At 68.8% G+C, this 18086-nt stretch carries 18 protein-coding genes; 12 read left to right on the top strand and 6 right to left on the bottom strand.

Features of this window, described 5'->3' with window-relative positions:
- Positions 1–57 precede the first annotated feature (57 nt).
- The 11 genes from AC07YS_RS04825 (at position 58) to AC07YS_RS04875 (ending at position 12180) form a co-directional block, all read left to right on the top strand.
- Positions 58–471, top strand: a complete 414-nt coding sequence (locus AC07YS_RS04825) for a hypothetical protein (protein ID WP_495268070.1) — start codon at positions 58–60, stop codon at positions 469–471.
- Positions 472–637: 166 nt separating this feature from the next.
- Positions 638–3505, top strand: coding sequence for an aconitate hydratase (locus AC07YS_RS04830; RefSeq protein WP_495268069.1), 2868 nt, complete (start codon positions 638–640; stop codon positions 3503–3505).
- Between the two features lie 4 nt (positions 3506–3509).
- A complete protein-coding gene (locus AC07YS_RS04835; protein WP_495268068.1) occupies positions 3510–3971 on the top strand; it encodes a metallophosphoesterase family protein in 462 nt (153 codons plus the stop codon).
- 121 nt (positions 3972–4092) lie between these two features.
- Positions 4093–4929, top strand: coding sequence for an iron uptake transporter permease EfeU (gene efeU / locus AC07YS_RS04840; RefSeq protein ID WP_495268067.1), 837 nt, complete (start codon positions 4093–4095; stop codon positions 4927–4929).
- 12 nt (positions 4930–4941) lie between these two features.
- The gene (gene efeO / locus AC07YS_RS04845; protein WP_495268066.1) at positions 4942–6123 is read left to right on the top strand and encodes an iron uptake system protein EfeO; all 1182 of its coding nucleotides are present in this window, start codon (positions 4942–4944) and stop codon (positions 6121–6123) included.
- Positions 6124–6145: 22 nt separating this feature from the next.
- Positions 6146–7447, top strand: coding sequence for an iron uptake transporter deferrochelatase/peroxidase subunit (gene efeB / locus AC07YS_RS04850; protein WP_495268065.1), 1302 nt, complete (start codon positions 6146–6148; stop codon positions 7445–7447).
- A 48-nt stretch (positions 7448–7495) separates the two neighbouring features.
- A complete protein-coding gene (gene efeO, locus AC07YS_RS04855) occupies positions 7496–8332 on the top strand; it encodes an iron uptake system protein EfeO (RefSeq protein WP_082818180.1) in 837 nt (278 codons plus the stop codon).
- 140 nt (positions 8333–8472) lie between these two features.
- Positions 8473–8772 (top strand): FeoA family protein, encoded by a 300-nt coding sequence (locus AC07YS_RS04860; protein WP_070062301.1) that lies wholly within the window; start codon positions 8473–8475, stop codon positions 8770–8772.
- Positions 8765–10660 carry a ferrous iron transport protein B gene (gene feoB, locus AC07YS_RS04865; RefSeq protein WP_495268064.1) on the top strand — a complete coding sequence of 632 codons (1896 nt, stop codon included), beginning with the start codon at positions 8765–8767 and terminating at the stop codon, positions 10658–10660. Before AC07YS_RS04860 ends, feoB begins: the two co-directional genes overlap by 8 nt.
- 27 nt (positions 10661–10687) lie before the next feature.
- On the top strand, positions 10688–10990 hold the full coding sequence (locus AC07YS_RS04870; RefSeq protein WP_493193421.1) for a DUF6587 family protein: 303 nt from the start codon (positions 10688–10690) through the stop codon (positions 10988–10990).
- A 5-nt stretch (positions 10991–10995) separates the two neighbouring features.
- A complete protein-coding gene (locus AC07YS_RS04875) occupies positions 10996–12180 on the top strand; it encodes an FAD-dependent monooxygenase (RefSeq protein WP_495268063.1) in 1185 nt (394 codons plus the stop codon).
- A 188-nt stretch (positions 12181–12368) separates the two neighbouring features.
- On the opposite strand, the gene AC07YS_RS04880 is transcribed toward AC07YS_RS04875, so the two are convergent.
- The 4 genes from AC07YS_RS04880 to kynB form a co-directional block, all read right to left on the bottom strand.
- Complete coding sequence (locus AC07YS_RS04880; RefSeq protein WP_495268062.1) at positions 12369–13622, bottom strand: SMI1/KNR4 family protein; 1254 nt, start codon at positions 13620–13622, stop codon at positions 12369–12371.
- Positions 13623–13716: 94 nt separating this feature from the next.
- Positions 13717–14577, bottom strand: coding sequence for a tryptophan 2,3-dioxygenase (gene kynA, locus AC07YS_RS04885; protein WP_095746431.1), 861 nt, complete (start codon positions 14575–14577; stop codon positions 13717–13719).
- The gene (gene kynU / locus AC07YS_RS04890) at positions 14574–15854 is read right to left on the bottom strand and encodes a kynureninase (protein ID WP_495268061.1); all 1281 of its coding nucleotides are present in this window, start codon (positions 15852–15854) and stop codon (positions 14574–14576) included. The genes kynA and kynU overlap by 4 nt, the downstream gene beginning before the upstream one ends.
- Before the next feature lie 13 nt (positions 15855–15867).
- Positions 15868–16512 carry an arylformamidase gene (gene kynB / locus AC07YS_RS04895; protein ID WP_062477189.1) on the bottom strand — a complete coding sequence of 215 codons (645 nt, stop codon included), beginning with the start codon at positions 16510–16512 and terminating at the stop codon, positions 15868–15870.
- A gap of 176 nt (positions 16513–16688) precedes the next feature.
- Here kynB and AC07YS_RS04900 point away from each other — a divergent pair, with 176 nt between their 5' ends.
- On the top strand, positions 16689–17165 hold the full coding sequence (locus AC07YS_RS04900; RefSeq protein ID WP_062477192.1) for an Lrp/AsnC family transcriptional regulator: 477 nt from the start codon (positions 16689–16691) through the stop codon (positions 17163–17165).
- A 12-nt stretch (positions 17166–17177) separates the two neighbouring features.
- On the opposite strand, the gene AC07YS_RS04905 is transcribed toward AC07YS_RS04900, so the two are convergent.
- Complete coding sequence (locus AC07YS_RS04905; RefSeq protein WP_495268060.1) at positions 17178–17495, bottom strand: YkgJ family cysteine cluster protein; 318 nt, start codon at positions 17493–17495, stop codon at positions 17178–17180.
- Between the two features lie 4 nt (positions 17496–17499).
- Positions 17500–18060 carry a hypothetical protein gene (locus AC07YS_RS04910; RefSeq protein ID WP_495268059.1) on the bottom strand — a complete coding sequence of 187 codons (561 nt, stop codon included), beginning with the start codon at positions 18058–18060 and terminating at the stop codon, positions 17500–17502.
- Between the last annotated feature and the right edge of the window lie 26 nt (positions 18061–18086).

An 18086-nucleotide genomic window follows, 5' to 3' on the forward strand; every position in this document is an offset into this window, starting at 1 on the left:
ATCATCGACCCCAACGCAGCAGGACTGGCCTGCAGCGTAACCACCCAGGAGATCCACATGTCTGTTTTCGCTTCCCCCCGCTTCCTGTCGAACGTGATGTGGGCCGATGCCGCTTCGTGCGCCGCGACCGGCGCGCTGCAGGTGGCGTTCACCGATGCCCTCGCCTCCCTGACCGGCCTGCCGGCCTGGTTGCTCATGGGTACTGGCGTGTTCTTGCTGGCCTACGCGGCCGCCGCCGCCTTCATGGCCAGCCGCGCCACGCCGCCGCGCACGCTGATCGGCCTCGTGGTCGTCGGCAACTTCGCCTGGGCCGTGGCCTGCGTGGCGCTGCTGGTGAGCGGCGTGTTCGCGGTCACCGCGCTCGGCACGGCCTGGGTGTTGGCGCAGGCGCTGTGCGTGGTCGTGCTGGCCGAGCTGCAATGGACCGGGCTGCGCCGCACCCGGGCCAGTGCCCACATGGCGATGGCCTGAACGCCTGACGACCGTCCGCTCCACGCCCGCCGCACCCCGTGCGGCGGGCGTTTTCGCTATGAGAACGATAGTTCCGGGAGAGCCCGACAAGGAAGACCGACTACAGCCACTGACATTGAACCTCGCTATCCTTGAGAGGCTTCCACGAACACACAGGAGTCTTCTCATGGCCAAAGCCCCGGCGCACGCGTTTGCGTCCACCCTCAAGACCTTCAAGACCGCGTCGGGCAAGTCCGGCAAGTACTGGTCGCTGAAGGAACTGGCCAAGCAGTACCCGTCCGTGGAGCGCCTGCCGGTGTCGATCCGCATCGTGCTCGAGTCGGTGCTGCGCAACTGCGACGGCCAGAAGGTGTCGGCCAAGCACGTCGAGGAGCTGGCCCACTGGGCGCCCAACGCCGAGCGCACCGACGAAATTCCCTTTGTCGTCACCCGCGTGGTGCTGCAGGACTTCACCGGCGTGCCGCTGCTGGCCGACCTGGCCGCCATGCGCAGCGTGGCCGCCAAGCTGAACAAGTCGCCCAAGACCATCGAGCCGCTGGTGCCCGTCGACCTGGTGGTCGACCACTCGGTGATGGTCGACTACTACGGCACGCCCAAGGCGCTGGACCTGAACATGAAGCTGGAGTTCCAGCGCAACAACGAGCGCTACCAGTTCATGAAGTGGGGCATGCAGGCCTTCGACACCTTCGGCGTCGTGCCGCCGGGCTTCGGCATCGTGCACCAGGTCAACCTCGAGTACTTTGCGCGCGGCGTCTACAAGAGCCCGGCCGACAAGAGCGACACGCCGGTGTATTACCCCGACTCGCTGGTGGGCACCGACAGCCACACCACCATGATCAACGGCATCGGCGTGGTCGGCTGGGGCGTGGGCGGCATCGAGGCCGAAGCCGCCATGCTGGGCCAGCCGGTCTACATGCTCACGCCTGACGTGGTGGGCTTCGAGCTCACCGGCAAGCTGCGCGAAGGCGTCACGGCCACCGACCTGGTGCTGTACGTCACCTCGATCCTGCGGGCCGAAAAGGTGGTGGGCAAGTTCGTCGAGTTCTTCGGCCCCGGTGCCGCGTCCATCGCCGTGCCCGACCGCGCCACCATCGGCAACATGGCGCCCGAGTACGGCGCCACCATGGGCTTCTTCCCGGTCGACGAGATGACCGTGGCCTACTTCGAAGGCACCGGCCGCACCAAGGAAGAAGTGGAGCGCTTCGCCGCCTACTACAAGGCGCAGGGCCTGTTCGGCATGCCCGCGCCGGGCGATATCGACTACACCAAGGTCGTCAAGCTCGACCTGGGCACCGTTTCGCCCAGCCTGGCCGGCCCCAAGCGCCCGCAGGACCGCATCAACCTGGGCGACCTGTCGACCAAGTTCGCCGAGCTGTACAGCAAGCCCAACGACGCCAACGGCTTCAACCAGCCGGCCGACAAGCTCAAGCAGCGCTACGCGCTGACGCGCGAAGGCCAGAGCGGCGACACCGAAGTGCCCCCGCCGCCGCCCGGCTCGCCGCGCCCGGTCATCGAGATGGTGGCCAACCGCTCCACCAAGGCCGCGGCCCACACCAGCGCCACGGCACCGTCGGCGCCCAAGGGCGACGTCACCATCGGCAACGGCGACGTGCTCATCGCGGCCATCACCTCGTGCACCAACACCTCCAACCCGAGCGTGATGCTGGCGGCCGGCATCCTGGCCAAGAAGGCGGTGGAAGCGGGCCTGAAGGTGCAGCCGCACATCAAGACCTCGCTGGCCCCGGGCTCGCGCATCGTCACCGAATACCTGGAGAAGGCGGGCCTGCTGCCGTACCTGGAGAAGCTGGGCTTCTACCTCGCGGGCTACGGCTGCACCACCTGCATCGGCAATGCCGGCGACCTCACGCCCGAGATCAACGAAGCCATCACCAAGAACGACCTCATCGGCGCGGCCGTGCTCTCGGGCAACCGCAACTTCGAGGCGCGCATCCACCCGAACCTGAAGGCCAACTTCCTGGCCTCGCCGCCGCTGGTGGTGGCTTTTGCCATCGCGGGCAACGTGATGACCGACCTCATGACCCAGCCCGTGGGCAAGGGCAAGGGCGGCAAGGACGTGTACCTGGGCGACATCTGGCCCACGCCGAAGGAGATCGACGACAACCTGCGCTTCGCGATGAACGCCAAGTCGTTCCGCGCGAACTACGAGAAGGTCAAGAGCGATCCGGGCAAGTTCTGGACGAGCATCAAGGGCACGACCGGTCAGGTGTACGACTGGCCCACCTCGACCTACATTGCCGAACCGCCGTTCTTCGAGGGCTTCCAGATGCAGCCGCACGCGTCGGACGCGGGCATCCAGGGCGCGCGGATCATGGCGCTGTTCGGCGACTCGATCACCACCGACCACATCTCGCCGGCCGGCTCCATCAAGGAAAGCTCGCCCGCGGGCATCTGGCTCAAGGCGCACGGCGTGCCCAAGGCCGACTTCAACAGCTACGGCTCGCGCCGCGGCAACCACGACGTGATGGTGCGTGGCACGTTTGCCAACGTGCGCATCAAGAACCTGATGATTCCGCCGGACGCCAATGGCACGCAGGAAGAGGGCGGCGTCACGCTGTTCCAGCCGGGCGGCGAAAAGATGTTCATCTACGACGCCGCCATGAAGTACATGGCAGCGGGCACGCCCACCATCGTGTTCGGCGGCGAGGAGTACGGCACCGGCTCGTCGCGCGACTGGGCCGCCAAGGGCACGCAGCTCTTGGGCATCAAGGCCGTGGTGGCGCGCAGCTTCGAGCGCATCCACCGCGCCAACCTGGTCGGCATGGGCGTGCTGCCGCTGCAGTTCCGTGGCGCCGACTCGTGGCAGACCCTGGGCCTCACGGGCGAGGAAAAGATCGACGTCGTGATCGGCGGCGAACTCAAGCCGCAGATGGACGTGAAGCTGGTCGTGCACCGCGCCGACGGCACGCACCAGGAGGTGACGGTGCGCCTGCGCATCGACACGCCGATCGAGGTCGACTACTACAAGCACGGCGGCATCCTGCCGTTCGTGCTGCGGCAGCTGCTGGCGGCCTGATCGCTTGATCCGCGTCGGGCTCATCTCCGACACCCACGGCCTGCTGCGCCCGCAGGCCGTGGCGGCCTTGCAGGGTAGCGACTTCATCGTGCACGGCGGGGACATCGGCGACGCCGGCATCCTCGACGCGCTCGCCGCGATCGCGCCGCTGACGGTGGTGCGCGGCAACAACGACCGCGAGGCCTGGGCCGGGGCCATTCCAGAGACGGCATTCCTGAAGGTCGGCGACGTGCATGTCTACGCGATCCACGACCTTTCTCGGATCGACATCGACCCCGCCGGTGCCGGCGTGCGTGTCGTGATCTCCGGCCACTCGCACAAACCCAAGGTCGAAGAACGCAACGGCGTGCTCTACGTCAACCCGGGCAGCGCCGGCCCGCGCCGATTCAAGCTGCCTATCGCCGTGGCCGAGCTGATCGTCGACGGCGACACGGTCAGCGCACGCATCGTCGAACTGCCCCTGTGAGCGGGGCGGGGTCGAATACCCATAATTGAGAATAAATCTTATTTGATGGGGTATCCTCGGGCCGTTCTATGAAAAATGCACCACATCGGGGCATTTTCAAAGAACGTTCTTCTGTTCCGAGATGCTCATTCCCTTTCTCATCATGCTGCGCGAAGGCATCGAAGCCGCGCTGATCGTCGGCATCGTTGCCAGTTACCTGAAACAAAGCGGACGCGGCGTGCTGATGCCCGCGGTGTGGGTCGGCGTGCTGCTGGCCACCGCGCTGTCGCTGTTCGCCGGCGCCGGCCTGCAACTGCTGGCGGCCGAGTTTCCGCAGAAGCAGCAGGAGCTGTTCGAGGGCGTGGTCGGGCTCATCGCCGTGGTCATGCTGACCACGATGGTGTTCTGGATGCGCAAGGCGGCCCGCTCCATCAAGGGCGAGCTGCACGCGTCGATCGACAAGGCGCTGGCGCAGCATGCCGACGGGCAGGGCTGGGCGCTGATCGGCATGGTGTTCCTGGCGGTCGCGCGCGAGGGGCTGGAGTCGGTCTTCTTCCTGCTGGCCGTGTTCCAGCAGAGCACCGGCTGGGAAGCGCCTGTGGGCGCGCTCGCCGGCATCGCCGTGTCGGTGGTGGTCGGCTGGGGCATCTACTCGGGCGGCGTGCGGCTCGACCTGCGCCGCTTCTTCCGCTTCACGGGCCTGTTCATCCTGCTGGTCGCGGCCGGGCTGCTGGCGGGCGTGCTGCGCAAGCTGCACGAGGCCGGCGTGTGGAACCAGCTGCAGACCGTGGTGTTCGATATGAGCGAAACCCTGCCGATGGACAGCCCCGTGGGCGCCGTGCTGTCGGGCCTGCTGGGCTACCAGGCCGCGCCCGTGGCGGGCGAGGTGATCGTCTACCTGGCCTTCCTGGCCGTGGCCCTGTTCTTCTTTCTGCGCCCGGCGGTTGCTGTGGCGCCGCGCACGGCCGCTGCCGGCTGATCTTCTTCCCCGATGTCTTCTTCCTCTCCTTCTTCGTCATCGACGCTCATGCGCGTCGCCGTGGGCGCCTCGGCGCTGCTGGTCGTCGCCGGCCTCGCGGCCTTCTGGTACGCCTCGAACGAGGCGCGCAAGGCGCCGCCCAAGGCGGTCGACCATGCCGTCACCGTCACGATCCGCGGCAACGCCTGTGACCCGAACGAGATCACCGTGCCCGCGGGCCGCACGACCTTCACCATCGTCAACCAGTCGAACCGCGCGCTCGAGTGGGAAATTCTCGACGGCGTGATGGTGGTGGAAGAGCGCGAGAACATCGCGCCCGGCTTCTCGCAGACTATGACGGTCAAGCTCTCGCCGGGCGACTTCGCCATCACCTGCGGCCTGCTGAGCAACCCGCGCGGCAAGCTGCACGTCACGCCGTCGGCGGCCTCGCTGGCCGAGGAAGCGCGGCCGTCGCTCGTCAACTACGTGGGTGCGCTGGCCGAGTACCAGGTGTTCCTGCGGCTGGAGGCCGCCACGCTCGACGACGCGGTGCGCGCGCTGGCCGATGCCGTCAAGGCGGGCGACCTGGCGCAGGCGCGCGCGCTCTACGCGCCGGCCCACCAGGCCTACAAGCGCATCGAGCCGATGGCCGAGCTGTTCGCCGACCTCGACGCGCGCATCAACGCCCGCGCCGACTACTTCGAGAAGCGCGAGGCCGACCCGGGCTTCAGCGGCTTCCACCGCATCGAGTACGCGCTGTACGGCCAGGGCGACGCGAAGGCGCTGGCACCGGTCCTCGACCAGTTGCTGGCCGACACCGAGGCGCTGCAGGCGCGCCTGCGTGAACTGAGCGTGCCGCCCGAGCGGCTCGCCAGCGCCGCCTCGAAGCTGCTGCGCCGCGTGGCCGACAACCTGCCGGCCGGCGGCGAAGACCACTACGGCCACGCCGAGCTGGTGAACCTGCAGGGCAGCTACGAAGGCACGAAGAAGATCGCCGACCTGCTGCAGCCGCTGCTCGTGAAGGCCGCGCCCGCGCAGCAGAAGGCCGTCGACGAGCGCTTTGCCGCCTTCGACGCCGCATTGGCGCCGTACCGCGCCGGCGAAGGCTTCCAGCCCGCGCCGCTGGACGACGCGCAGCGCCAGGCGCTGGCCGTGCCGGTGCGCGCGCTGGCCGAGGAGCTGGGCAAGGTGAACGCCGCGCTCGGTCTGGAATGAGTTGAGAGAGAACGACGACCCCATGGAACCGACGAAGAAGAACGACACCGCTCCTGCCTCGCCGCACCGCCGCCGCATGCTCGGCGCCGCGGGCGTGGCCTTTGCCGGGCTCGCCGCCACCGCGCGCGCCGGCGCGGCCATTCCGGGCCCGCCCGACACCGGTGCGCAGGTCACCGACGCGCCGCAGAGCACCCACATGCAAGACCGCGTGCCCTTCCGCGGCAAGCACCAGGCAGGCGTCGTCACGCCGCGCCCGACGGCCGGCATGATCGCCTCGTTCTACGTGCTGGCCGAGAACCGCGCCGACCTGGAGCGGCTGATGCGCACGCTCACCGAGCGCATCGCCTTTCTCACGCAGGGTGGCCCGCAGACCGACCCCGACCCCAAGCTGCCGCCCGCGGGCTCCGGCATCCTCGGCCCGGTGGTGCAGCCCGACGGGCTGACCGTGACGGTGTCGGTCGGTTCGTCGCTGTTCGACGAGCGCTTCGGCCTCGACAAGAAGAAGCCGCTGCGCCTGAAGCCGATGCAGCGCCATCCGAACGACGCGCTCGACGCCGCGCTGTGCCACGGCGACCTGTCGATCCAGTTCTGCGCCAACACGCCCGACACCAACATCCACGCGCTGCGCGACATCATCAAGAACACGCCCGACCTGCTGGTGCTGCACTGGAAGCAGGAAGGCTCCGTGCCGCCGATCCCGGCCGTGGCGGGCCAGCCGGCGGAGAGCGCACGCAACTTCCTCGGCTTTCGCGACGGCTCGGCCAACCCCGACTCCGCGGACGACACGCTCATGAACCAGCTCGTCTGGGTGCAGCCGAACGGCGACGAGCCGGCCTGGGCCGTGGGCGGCAGCTACCAGGCGGTGCGCATCATCCGCAACTTCGTGGAGCGCTGGGACCGCACGCCGCTGCAGGAACAGGAGGCCATCATGGGCCGCCTGAAACCCAGCGGCGCGCCGCTGGACGGTGGCAAGACCGAGCACGACGTGCCGGACTACACCAAGGACCCCGAAGGCAAGGCGACGCCGATGGACGCGCACATCCGCCTGGCGAACCCGCGCACCAAGGCCTCGGACGCCAACCTGATGCTGCGCCGGCCTTTCAACTATTCGAACGGCGTCACCAAGTCGGGCCAGCTCGAAATGGGCCTGCTGTTCATCTGCTACCAGGCCGACCTCGAGAAGGGCTTTGTCGCCGTGCAGACGCGCCTGGACGGCGAGCCGCTCGAGGAATACATCAAGCCCATCGGCGGCGGCTTCTTTTTCACGCTGCCCGGCGTGCAGGGCGCTGACGACTGGCTCGGGCGCAGCCTGCTGGCCGCCTGATCCTTGCTTTCCCTTTTCATCACCACCGCATCGCATCCAAGGAGATCCATGACCGTGCAGTTCCGCCGCCGCTTCCTCGCCGCTTTCGTCGCAGGCTTTGCCGGGCTCTACGCCGTCGGCGCGCAGGCCGCCGTGTCGCCGCTCGAGCTGGTCGGTCCGATCTCGGACTACAAGATCTACGTGACGCAGAACGTGCGCAAGCTGGCGGCCGACGTGCGCGTGTTCACCGCCGCCGTGAAGGCCGGCGACATCGAGAAGGCCAAGAAGCTCTACGCGCCCACGCGCACCAGCTACGAACGCGTGGAGCCCGTGGCCGAGCTGTTCACCGACCTCGACCAGTCGATCGACTCGCGCGCGGACGACCACGAGAAGGCCGAGAAAGACCCGGCCTTCATCGGCTTCCACCGCATCGAGTACAGCCTGTGGACGCTCAAGAGCACCAAGGACCTGAACCCCGTGGCCGACAAGCTGCTGGCCGACGTGCTCGAGCTGCAAAAGCGCCTGGGCGCGCTGACCTTCCCGCCCGAGAAGGTCGTGGGCGGCGCCGCCGTGCTGATGGAAGAGGTGGCCGCCACCAAGATCTCCGGCGAGGAAAACCGCTACAGCCACACCGACCTGTGGGACTTCCAGTCGAACTTCGAGGGCGCCTACAAGATCGTCGAGCTGCTGCGCCCGCTGGTCGTGAAGCAGGACAAGCCGTTTGCCGAGAAGGCCGACGCCAACTTCAAGGTGGTGTTCGACACGCTGGCCAAGTACCGCACGGCCGACGGCGGCTTCGAAACCTATTCGAAGCTCACCGAGCGCGACCGCAAGATGCTGGCCGGCCGGGTGAACACGCTGGCCGAAGACCTGTCCAAGCTGCGCGGGATGCTCGGATTGAACTGAGTCCGGCCCCGAGGGACGCGCTCATTTCCGGCTGACCCGGGACTTTTTGGGGTTGGTCAGGTTTTCGCGAGTGAGAATTGCTAGCATCTGGCTTTTGCTTACTGGCGCGCCCCGGGGTTTCCGGGGGGCGCACCTCCACCGTGCGAAACAACGACCTCGGCGCAGCGCCGACCACCACCGCGCTGAGCCTCGACCAGCTTCCGTCCCATCAGTGGGCCACCGTGCTCGACGTGGCCCGCCCCGACAGCGCGGACGACCGCGAGCTGGTGCTGCGCCTGACCGAAATCGGCTTCGTGCCGGGCGAGGCCGTGCGCATCGTCGCCACCGGCACCCCGGGCCGTGAGCCGCTGGCCGTGCGCCTGGGCCACACCACCTTCGCGCTGCGCCGCCACGAAGCCGCGCTGATCCACGTCACGCCGGGGGCCGCGAACCATGGTTGAAGCCGTCATCCAGGGGCCGGGCCGTCTCGGCGCCACCGCGCAGCCCGCGCGCATCGCGCTGCTGGGCAACCCGAACTGCGGCAAGACCGCGCTCTTCAACCTGCTGACCGGCAGCCGCCAGAAGGTGGCCAACTACGCCGGCGTGACCGTCGAGCGCAAGGAAGGCACGCTGCGCACGCCCACCGGCCGCCGCGTGTTCGTGCTCGACCTGCCGGGCGCCTACAGCCTGAACGCGCTGAGCGCCGACGAAGCCGTCACGCGCGACATCGTCACCGGCCAGGCGCAGGAAGCGCTGCCCGACCTGCTCGTGTGTGTGACCGACGCCACCAACCTGCGCCTGAACCTGCGGCTGGTGCTCGAAGCGCGCCAGCTCGGCCTGCCGATGGTGGTGGCGCTCAACATGACCGACATGGCCAGGAAGCAGGGCATCGCGGTCGACACCACCGTGCTCTCGCGCGAACTCGGCGTGCCGGTGATCGAGACCGTGGGCGTCCACACCGGCGGCGCGAAGAACTTGCTCGAGGCGCTCGACGCACCGGTCGCCGCCGCGGCGCCCCAGCCTTGGAAGGCGCCCGGCCTGGACGACGTGCTCGCCACGCAGCGCGAGGTGCGCCGCATCCTCGGCCTGGCCGTGAAGGAGCCCGTGGGCAGCCTGGACACCAGCGACCGCATCGACCGCGTCGTGATGCACCCGGTGTGGGGCATGCTGGTGCTGGCCGTCACCATGTTCCTCATGTTCCAGGCCGTGTTCAGTTGGGCCAACGTGCCGATGGACGCCATCAAGGCCGGCACCGAGGGGCTGGGCAACCTCATCAAGACGCACATGCCCGAAGGCATGCTGCAGAGCCTGCTGGTCGACGGCGTGATCGCGGGCGTGGGCGGTGTGATCGTGTTCCTGCCGCAGATCCTGATCCTGTTCCTGTTCATCCTGGCGCTCGAAGACTCCGGCTACCTGCCGCGCGCGGCCTTCCTGCTCGACCGCCTGATGGGCACCGTGGGCCTGTCGGGCCGCTCGTTCATTCCGCTGCTGTCGAGCTTTGCCTGCGCCATTCCGGGCGTGATGGCCACGCGCACCATCAGCAACTGGCGCGACCGCATCACGACCATCATGATCGCGCCGCTCATGACCTGCTCGGCGCGGCTGCCGGTGTATGCGCTGCTCATCGCGGCCTTCATTCCGGCGCGCGAGGTGGGCGGCATCTTCAACCTGCAGGGCGTGGTGCTGTTCGCGCTGTATGTGTTCGGCATCGTCTCGGCGATGGCCGTGGCCTGGGTGATGAAGCGCTTTCGCGACAGCACGCGGCACTCGCCGCTCCTGATGGAGCTGCCGGCTTACCGCTGGCCGAACCCGCGCAACCTGCTGCTGGGTTTGTATGAGCGGGCCTGGATCTTCATCCAGCGTGTCGGCACGATCATCCTCACGCTCACGATCCTGCTGTGGTTCCTGTCGACCTTCCCGTCGCCACCCGAAGGCGCGACCGGCCCCGCCATCCAGTACAGCCTGGCCGGCATGATCGGCCGCGGGCTGGAGCACATCTTCGCGCCCATCGGCTTCAACTGGCAGATCTCCATCGCGCTGGTGCCGGGCATGGCCGCACGCGAAGTCGCGGTGGGCGCGTTGGGCACGGTGTATGCGCTCTCGGCCACCGGCGACGACGTGGCCAGTGCGCTGGAGCCGCTCATCGCCGGCAGCTGGTCGCTGGCGACCGCGCTGTCGCTGCTGGTCTGGTACGTGTTCGCGCCGCAGTGCATCTCGACGCTGGCGGCCGTCAAGCGCGAAACCGGCTCGTGGAAATACGTGTGGATCATGGCGGGCTACTTATTCGCCCTGGCATACGTGGCATGCTTCTTGACCTATCGCATTGCACTCGCTTTCGGCGCGGGGTAAAACCACAGGGAAAGGGTTGAAGAAGACATGACACAGCAACTGATCGTCGGATTGATCGTCGCGGCCGCCGCGCTCTACGCGGTCTGGCGCTGGATGCCTGCCGGCTGGCGCCGTGGCGCCGCGCGCAAGTTCGCGGCCGGCACGCAGCGCGCGGGCCTCATCGATCAGGCCCGCGCCGATCAGCTCGCCGCCTCGCTGGCCAAGACCTCGGGCTGCGGCTCGTGCGACAGCTGCGGCAGCTGTGCCCCCAAGAAACCCGCTGGCGCCGACCCGACCGACAGCCACAGCAGCCCCGCGCTGACTTCCACCACGCCCAGCACCGGACGCTGAGTCCGATGCCCGCGCACATCCTCGTCGCCGGGGGCGGGATCGGAGGGCTGGCCACGGCGCTGGCGCTGTCCCGCGCCAAGCACCGCGCCGACGTCTTCGAACAGGCCGCCGAGTTCGGCGAAATCGGCGCCGGCGTGCAGCTCGGCCCCAACGCCACCCGCCGCCTTCACCAACTCGACCTCGGCCGCGGCCTCGATGCCATCGCGGCGCGCCCCGAGGCGCTGGTGGTCCACAGCGCCGGCAGCGGCGCCGAACTGGCCCGCATGCCGCTGGGCGATGCCATGCAGCAGCGCTACGGCGCGCCGTACTGCTGCGTGCACCGCGCCGACCTGCACACGCTGCTGCTCGATGCCGTGCGCGCGCAGGGCACGGGCTCGCTGGTCACGGCCGCGCGCATCCGGCAGGTCGAGACCAGCGACGACCTGGTCTGCGTCTCGAGCACCGACGCGCGTGCGTGGGAGGGCGAGGCGCTGGTGGGGGCCGACGGCCTGTGGAGCCTGGTGCGCGCGCAGCTCGAATCCGAATCCGCTGAAGCACCGCCGCGCGTGACCGGGCACACGGCCTGGCGTGCGCTGGTGCGGCAGGCTGACTTGCCTGCGGCGCTGCGTCGCTCGCGTGTCGATGTGTGGCTCGGGCCGCGTTTGCATGCGGTCGCGTACCCGGTGCGCGCGGGGGATGCGCTCAACGTGGTCGTGATTGCCGAATCTGCGCCTGCGGGCGATGCGCGCGATTGGGATCAGGCCAGCAGCCTGGTGGCGCTGAAGCAGGCGATGGGGCGCAGCTGCGCGAGCCTTCAGTCATTGCTCGATGCGATGCCGAGTTGGCGCGCGTGGACGCTGAGCGACCGTGCGCCCGTGGCCGGGCCTGGCGACATGGCGCATGAGCGCGTGGCGCTGGTGGGCGATGCTGCGCATCCGATGGTGCCGTACCTTGCGCAAGGGGCGGGCATGGCGATCGAGGATGCGGTCGCGTTGGCGGATGCCTTGGGTGATACCTCGGCGTTGGGGGTGCCAGCTGCATTCGCGCGCTATGCCGAGGCGCGCTGGGAACGCAATGCGCAGGTGCAGGCGCGGGCGCGTCGCAATGGCGAGATATTTCATGCCACGGGTGCTGTGCGCTTCGGGCGCGACATGGCGATGCGCTTGCTGGGCTCCCGGTTGCTCGATCAGCCCTGGTTGTACGGCGGTTGATTCAGGGCGCGCGCCCAGGCCACCGGGTACTTCCCTCCGCGAATGTCCCCCGGGGCTTCGCCCCTCCTCCTTGATTTCGCTGCGGGAAGCACCCAGTGTCCTGGGCACAAGACATGCTGCTGGTGCTCGCCGATCGACAACCGCACTGCCCAAGGCTCCCCGTCGGCGGGAGCGTCGCCCTGAAAGAATCAGAGCCGGAACGTCTGCAGATGCTCGATGCGCTCGGCGAGACCTTCCTGCCCCAGGTAATGCCCATGCGTCCCATCGCGCATCTGCGCGAGCGTGGTTTCCAGCTCGACCAGCATCGCGTCGCGATCCGCCACGAAGGCCGGCGGCACGTCGATGCCGATCTGCGTGCAGGCGTCGGCGATCAGGTGCGCGCTGGCGGGCGCACCGCAGGCTGCGCACTTCACGATGGCCGCCACGGTCGGCTCGGCGCCGTTGTCCAGCAGGGCGCTCGTGAGTTCGGGCGAGATCTGACCGTCGATGTTGCGCAGCACGTCGGATGCCACCGGCGCGCCTGCGCGCACCAGCGCTGCCGCGGCGGCGAAGGCGCTGTGTCCCACGGCCACGTCGGTGGCGAGCGCGCTGCCTTGCTGCGGGCCTTCGAAGTTCAGGCCCGCGGCGGCGAGTTCGGCGACCAGCGCGGCGTCGTCGGTGGCGATGGCGTGGCGCAGCGCCGCGCGTGCGAGCGCCGGGTGATGGCGCAGCGTGCCGTCGGCAAGCGGGGTGCGCCAGTCGACGATGGCGCGGCAATAGAAGGTGACCAGCTTGTCCATCAGGTCGAGGTCCAGCCCGTAGCCTTCGTGGCGGTCGTCGAGGTAGGCGAGCAGCGCCTGCCCCGAGAAGTAGTCGCTCGTCGGCGCCAGCGGGTCTTCGTCGAGATGCAGCGCCGCGAAGGCCCCATACAGGTCGGCCGCGACGGGGCTCAGGCCGTCTTCGTGCAGCGCGTGCGTCCAGGCCGGCGGCAGGCCCTGCTTCCACGCAATGACCTGGCCGTGCGTGGCGCCGGGCTCGACCACCGTGTAGACGCGGTCGCAGTACTCGAAGCCGCCGAAGGGCAGGTGCGTGAGCTTGCCGCTCCAGGGCGTGCCGCTGTCTTCGGCCGCTTCCTCGGCGAGCTCCTGCTCATGCTCGATCCAGCCCTGCAGGTCGCGGTAGCCGTCGCTGCCGTCCCAGAACAGCTCCGACCAGCTGACGCTCTCGACGTTTCCGTTCATCGGCAACGCGAGGTCGTAGTCGAGGCGCCCGCCCGCCGTGTGCTGCCACAGCGCGACCAGCGCTTCGGGCAGCGGGCCGGCGCACAGGGCCTGCACCGCGTCGATCTGCTGCTGCGGCATCGGCGGTTGCGCGTCGAAGATCACGCGGTCGGCGAAGAGCACGACGCCGTGTTCGCGCAAGGTGGAGAGCTCTTCAACAGAGAACGAGGTGTTGTTGTTCATGGCAGCGGCCTCCGTGTTCTCCAAAATGTAGCGCTTTGCGCCGAGGGAGCAACCCTCGTTCGCCCGGGGCTGCTGCAAGCCCCTGCATGACGCACTACAGATCGGTGCGCAGCTTCCAGATCTCGGGGAACAACACCACGTCGAGCATCTTGCGCAAGTAGCTCACGCCCCCCGTGCCGCCGGTGCCGCGCTTGAAGCCGATCACGCGTTCGACCGTGGTCACGTGGCGGAAGCGCCAGAGGCGGAAGGCGTCTTCGAGGTCGGTGAGTTTTTCGCCGAGCTGGTACAGGTCCCAGTGGTCGTGCGGGTTGCGGTAGACCGTGAGCCAGGCGGCCTCGACGCCGTCGCTCGATTCGTAGGGCTGGGTCCAGTCGCGCTCCAGCCGGTCGGCGGGCACGGGCAGGCCGTGGCGTGCGAGCAGGCGCAGCGATTCGTCGTACAGCGAGGGCGCGCGGTAGGCGGCGTCCACCTGCGCGAGCAGGTCGGCGCGGTGGGCGTGGGGCTTGAGCATGGCGGCGTTCTTGTTGCCGAGCAGGAACTCGATGCAGCGGTACTGCGCGCTCTGGAAGCCGCTGGAGTTGGCGAGGTAGGGGCGCATGGCCGTGTACTCGGGCGGCGTCATGGTCGAGAGCACGGTCCACGCGCTCACCAGCTGTTCCATGATGCGGCTCACGCGCGCGAGCATCTTGAAGGCGTCGGGCAGGCGTTCTTGCGCGATGCACTGCACGGCGGCGTGCAGCTCGTGCAGCATGAGCTTCATCCAGAGCTCGCTGGTCTGATGCTGCACGATGAACAGCATCTCGTCGTGCGCGGGCGACAGCGGGTGCTGCGCGTTCAGGATCTCGTCGAGGTGCAGGTAGTCGCCATAGCTCATGGACTTGCTGAAGTCCAGCTGCGCCTTCTCTTCGTGGACGATGGACTCGGGGGTCTTGTTGTTGTCGTTGTCGGTGCTCATGTCACTGCGTTCTTGCGGTTGAATTCGGCGCGTCGCCACTCGCCGGTTTCGAGCACCTGCACGAGGTGTTCGACCGAGTGCCACACATCCTCGAAGCCGAGGTACAGCGGCGTGAAGCCGAAGCGCAGGATGTCGGGCATCTGCGAATCGCCGGCGCGGTAGTCGCCGATCACGCCGCGCGCGATCAGCGCCTGCACGATGGCGTAGGCGCCTTCCTCGCGGCTGAGGCACACCTGCGAGCCGCGCAGTGCGTGGTCGCGCGGGGTGACGAGCGACAGGCCCTGGCCGGCGCAGCGTTCTTCGACGAGGCGGATGAACAGGTCGGTGAGCGCGAGCGACTTGGTGCGCAGCGCGGCCATCGCACCGCCGGTGCCGTTGAAGGCTTCGGCGGCGAGCACGGTGTCCAGGCCGCATTCGAGTCCGGCCAGCGCGATGACCGGTTGCGTGCCGCACAGGTAGCGGCCGACGCCCGGCGCGGGGCGGTAGTGCGGCGTGAACTCGAAGGGCGCCGCGTGGCCCCACCAGCCGGACAGCGGCTGCTCGAACTGGCCTGCGTGCTTCGTGTTCACCCAGGCAAAAGCGGGCGCGCCGGGGCCGCCGTTGAGGTACTTGTAGCCGCAGCCGATCGCGTAGTCGGCGTCGCTGTCGTTGAGCGCCACGGGCACGGCGCCCGCGCTGTGCGCCAGGTCCCACACGGTGAGCGCGCCCGCGGCGTGCGCGGCGGCGGTGACGGCCTTCATGTCGTGCATGGCGCCGGTGCGGTAGTTGACGTGCGTGAGCATGAGCACGGCGACTTCGTCGGTCAGCGCCGCAGGCAGCTCGGCTGCATCGATCAGCTTCAGCGTGAAGCCGCGTTCGCGGCACAGCGATTCGGCGATGTACAGGTCGGTGGGGAAGTTGCTGCGCTCGCTCACCACCAGCTTGCGGCCGCTGGCCTTCTGCTGCGAGAGCGCGGCGAACAGCACCTTGTAGAGATTGACGGAGGTGCTGTCGGTGCACACCACTTCGCCGGGCGCGGCGCCGATCAGGCGGGCCACCTTGTCGCCCAGGCGCTGCGGCAGGTCGAACCAGCTCGCGGTGTTCCACGAGCGGATCAGGCCTTCGCCCCATTCCTTGGCGACCACGTCGGCGATGCGCGCGGGCGCGGCCTTGGGCAGCACGCCGAGCGAGTTGCCGTCGAGGTAGAGCACGCCCTCGGGCAGGGTGAATTGGTCGCGCAGGGCGCGCAGCGGGTCTTGCGCGTCGAGGGCGCGGCAGTCGGCAAGGGTCGTCGTCATGGAAAGGGTGGTTTCAGCGGGGAAGTTCGCGCAGCACGGCGCGCACGGGGGAGGCATCGGCGCTTGTCAGCTTGAGCGGCAGCGCGATGAGTTCGTAGTCGCCCTCGGGCACGGTGTCGAGCACGAGGTTTTCGAGCACGCGCAGGTCGAGGTGGCGGATGCGCTGGTGGCTGTCGAGCGTCTTGCTGTCGGCCGGGTCGATGCTGGCGGTGTCGATGCCGATGAGCTTCACGCCCATGGCCGCCAGGCGCTCGACGGTGGCGGGTGCATAGGCCGCGAGCTGCGGGTCCCAGCGGTCGACGGGCATGGCCGGGTAGGTGCGCACGAGCACGCGCGGGGGCAGCGTGTCGTTCACGGCATGCGCGATGTGCTCCCAGGTGACCAGCGGGCCGCGGCCGATCGCATGGATCACGCGGCACGGGCCGAGGAAGGGCGTGAGGTCGACCTGGCCGATGGTCTGGCCTTCGGGGGCGTAGTGCAGCGGCGCGTCGGCATGGGTGCCCACGTGCGGCGACAGCGTGATCGCGCTCACGTTGACCGGGCAGCCGGGGCCGATGGTGGCGCACCACTGCTGCGAATACGGCGTGTCGCCCGGGAACACCGGGCTGCCGGCGTGCACGGGGGCGGAGATGTCCCAGAGTCGGAGCGGGGCGGTCATGGCGGGCGGCAGGGCGGATGAAGAAAAAGGGCAGTGTGGGCCGGTTGGAGTCGCTCCACAAGGGGCCCGCGGGTGCCGAATGCTATGCGCAGTGGTTGCCTTGCGTCGAGAAGTTATCCATCAATCATCGAAAGATTGAATAATCTATTCAATCAACGGGAATTGGAGAACAGATCATGCAAGCCGACCTCGACCGAACCGACCTCCAGCTGCTGCGCGCGCTTCAGGACAACGCCCGCCTGACCTCGGGCGAGCTGGCGCAGATGGCGCACCTGTCGCAGTCGCCGTGCTGGCGCCGGGTGAAGAAGCTGGAGGACGACGGCGTGATCGGCGGCTACCACGCGGGCCTGAACCGGCGCGCGCTGGGCTTCGGCGTGCTGGCCTTCGTGATGGTCGGCATCGACCACCAGACCGAGATCTCGTCGCGCGCCTTCGAGGACGCGGTGTGCGCCATTCCCGAGGTGGTGATGTTCCACGGCATCTCGGGGCCAGCGGATTTCATCCTCGTGGTGGTCGCGAAGGACCTCGATGCGTATTCCGACCTGTTGCAGCGCAAGCTGCACCGCCTGCCGGGCGTGCGCCATGTGCAGACGCATTTTTCGCTGCAGGAGTTCAAAGGGCAGCTCGGCGGGCTGCCGGTGCCCGTCGCCTGATCTGGCCTGTCGTCAGTGCAGCTCGTCGGACAGCATCGGCAGCCCATGCCGCAGGCGCGCGCGCTGGCAGGCGTCGCTGCCGGCCTGCAGCTCGTGGCAGGGGTTGGGGCGCCATTCGTAGATGCCGCAAGCCACCGACTGGCCGATCTTTCCGGTGAGGGCGGCGCAGCGCGCCGGCGTGTGGTCGGTGCCGCGCATGCGGCACAGGGCGTCGTTCACGTCGACCGCCAGGCCCGAGGGCACGCGGCCTCCGTTGTCGTCGAGCTCGTGGACGCTGAAGTCGACGCGGTAGCTGGCGCAGCAGGCGCCGCAGGTCTGGCAGGGAGACATGGGATCAGGAAGCGAGTAGCGCGGCGTCACGCACGCGCTGCAGCATGCGGCGGCGGATCAGCCCGCTCGCGGGGCGGATCAGCAGCCAGTAGGCGGTGAAGCGGCGCTGCGCGGCGGCATCGCCGCACCAGACCCGGGTGCGGGTGGTGAGGCGCGTGCCTGTGCCCTCGGGCTCGGCCGTGAAGTGGAGCACCAGCTTGGCCAGGCCCGTGGCATCGAGCGCGGCGAAGGCCGGGCCGTCGGCCAGCGGGACCAGGCCGTAGTCGAAGCGCCAGAAGCGGCCGGCCAGGCCGAAGGCCAGTTCGCGCTCGCCGTCGCGCCCCAGCGGCGTGAAGTCGGCAAAACCGAAGGCCTCGCGCTGGCTCTGCGTGGGGGCGGCGAGGCCGAGCCGGCTGGCCAGCCGGTTCGGCAGTTCGCGCAGCGCGATCAGGCTGCGCGCCACGGGGTCGTCGGTGATCTCGGGCCGGGCCGCCACGTCAAGCACGCGCGCGGGCGACGCGGGCACGTGGAGGCTGTGCGTCTCCGCGAACTGGTAGCGCGGCAGGTAGCGGTTCATCAGCTCCATGCGGCGCCTGGGTGGGTCAGCGGTTC

The sequence above is a fragment of the Variovorax sp. GW458-11-26-14-LB1 genome (assembly GCF_059423965.1).

Coding starts and splice junctions, on each gene's coding strand:
- AC07YS_RS04825 (WP_495268070.1), top strand. CDS start 58: ATGTCTGTTTTCGCTTCCCCCCGCTTCCTGTCGAACGTGATGTGGGCC.
- AC07YS_RS04830 (WP_495268069.1), top strand. CDS start 638: ATGGCCAAAGCCCCGGCGCACGCGTTTGCGTCCACCCTCAAGACCTTC.
- efeU (WP_495268067.1), top strand. CDS start 4,093: ATGCTCATTCCCTTTCTCATCATGCTGCGCGAAGGCATCGAAGCCGCG.
- efeO (WP_495268066.1), top strand. CDS start 4,942: ATGTCTTCTTCCTCTCCTTCTTCGTCATCGACGCTCATGCGCGTCGCC.
- efeB (WP_495268065.1), top strand. CDS start 6,146: ATGGAACCGACGAAGAAGAACGACACCGCTCCTGCCTCGCCGCACCGC.
- efeO (WP_082818180.1), top strand. CDS start 7,496: ATGACCGTGCAGTTCCGCCGCCGCTTCCTCGCCGCTTTCGTCGCAGGC.
- feoB (WP_495268064.1), top strand. CDS start 8,765: ATGGTTGAAGCCGTCATCCAGGGGCCGGGCCGTCTCGGCGCCACCGCG.
- AC07YS_RS04870 (WP_493193421.1), top strand. CDS start 10,688: ATGACACAGCAACTGATCGTCGGATTGATCGTCGCGGCCGCCGCGCTC.
- AC07YS_RS04875 (WP_495268063.1), top strand. CDS start 10,996: ATGCCCGCGCACATCCTCGTCGCCGGGGGCGGGATCGGAGGGCTGGCC.
- AC07YS_RS04880 (WP_495268062.1), bottom strand. CDS start 13,622: ATGAACAACAACACCTCGTTCTCTGTTGAAGAGCTCTCCACCTTGCGC.
- kynA (WP_095746431.1), bottom strand. CDS start 14,577: ATGAGCACCGACAACGACAACAACAAGACCCCCGAGTCCATCGTCCAC.
- kynU (WP_495268061.1), bottom strand. CDS start 15,854: ATGACGACGACCCTTGCCGACTGCCGCGCCCTCGACGCGCAAGACCCG.
- kynB (WP_062477189.1), bottom strand. CDS start 16,512: ATGACCGCCCCGCTCCGACTCTGGGACATCTCCGCCCCCGTGCACGCC.
- AC07YS_RS04900 (WP_062477192.1), top strand. CDS start 16,689: ATGCAAGCCGACCTCGACCGAACCGACCTCCAGCTGCTGCGCGCGCTT.
- AC07YS_RS04905 (WP_495268060.1), bottom strand. CDS start 17,495: ATGTCTCCCTGCCAGACCTGCGGCGCCTGCTGCGCCAGCTACCGCGTC.
- AC07YS_RS04910 (WP_495268059.1), bottom strand. CDS start 18,060: ATGGAGCTGATGAACCGCTACCTGCCGCGCTACCAGTTCGCGGAGACG.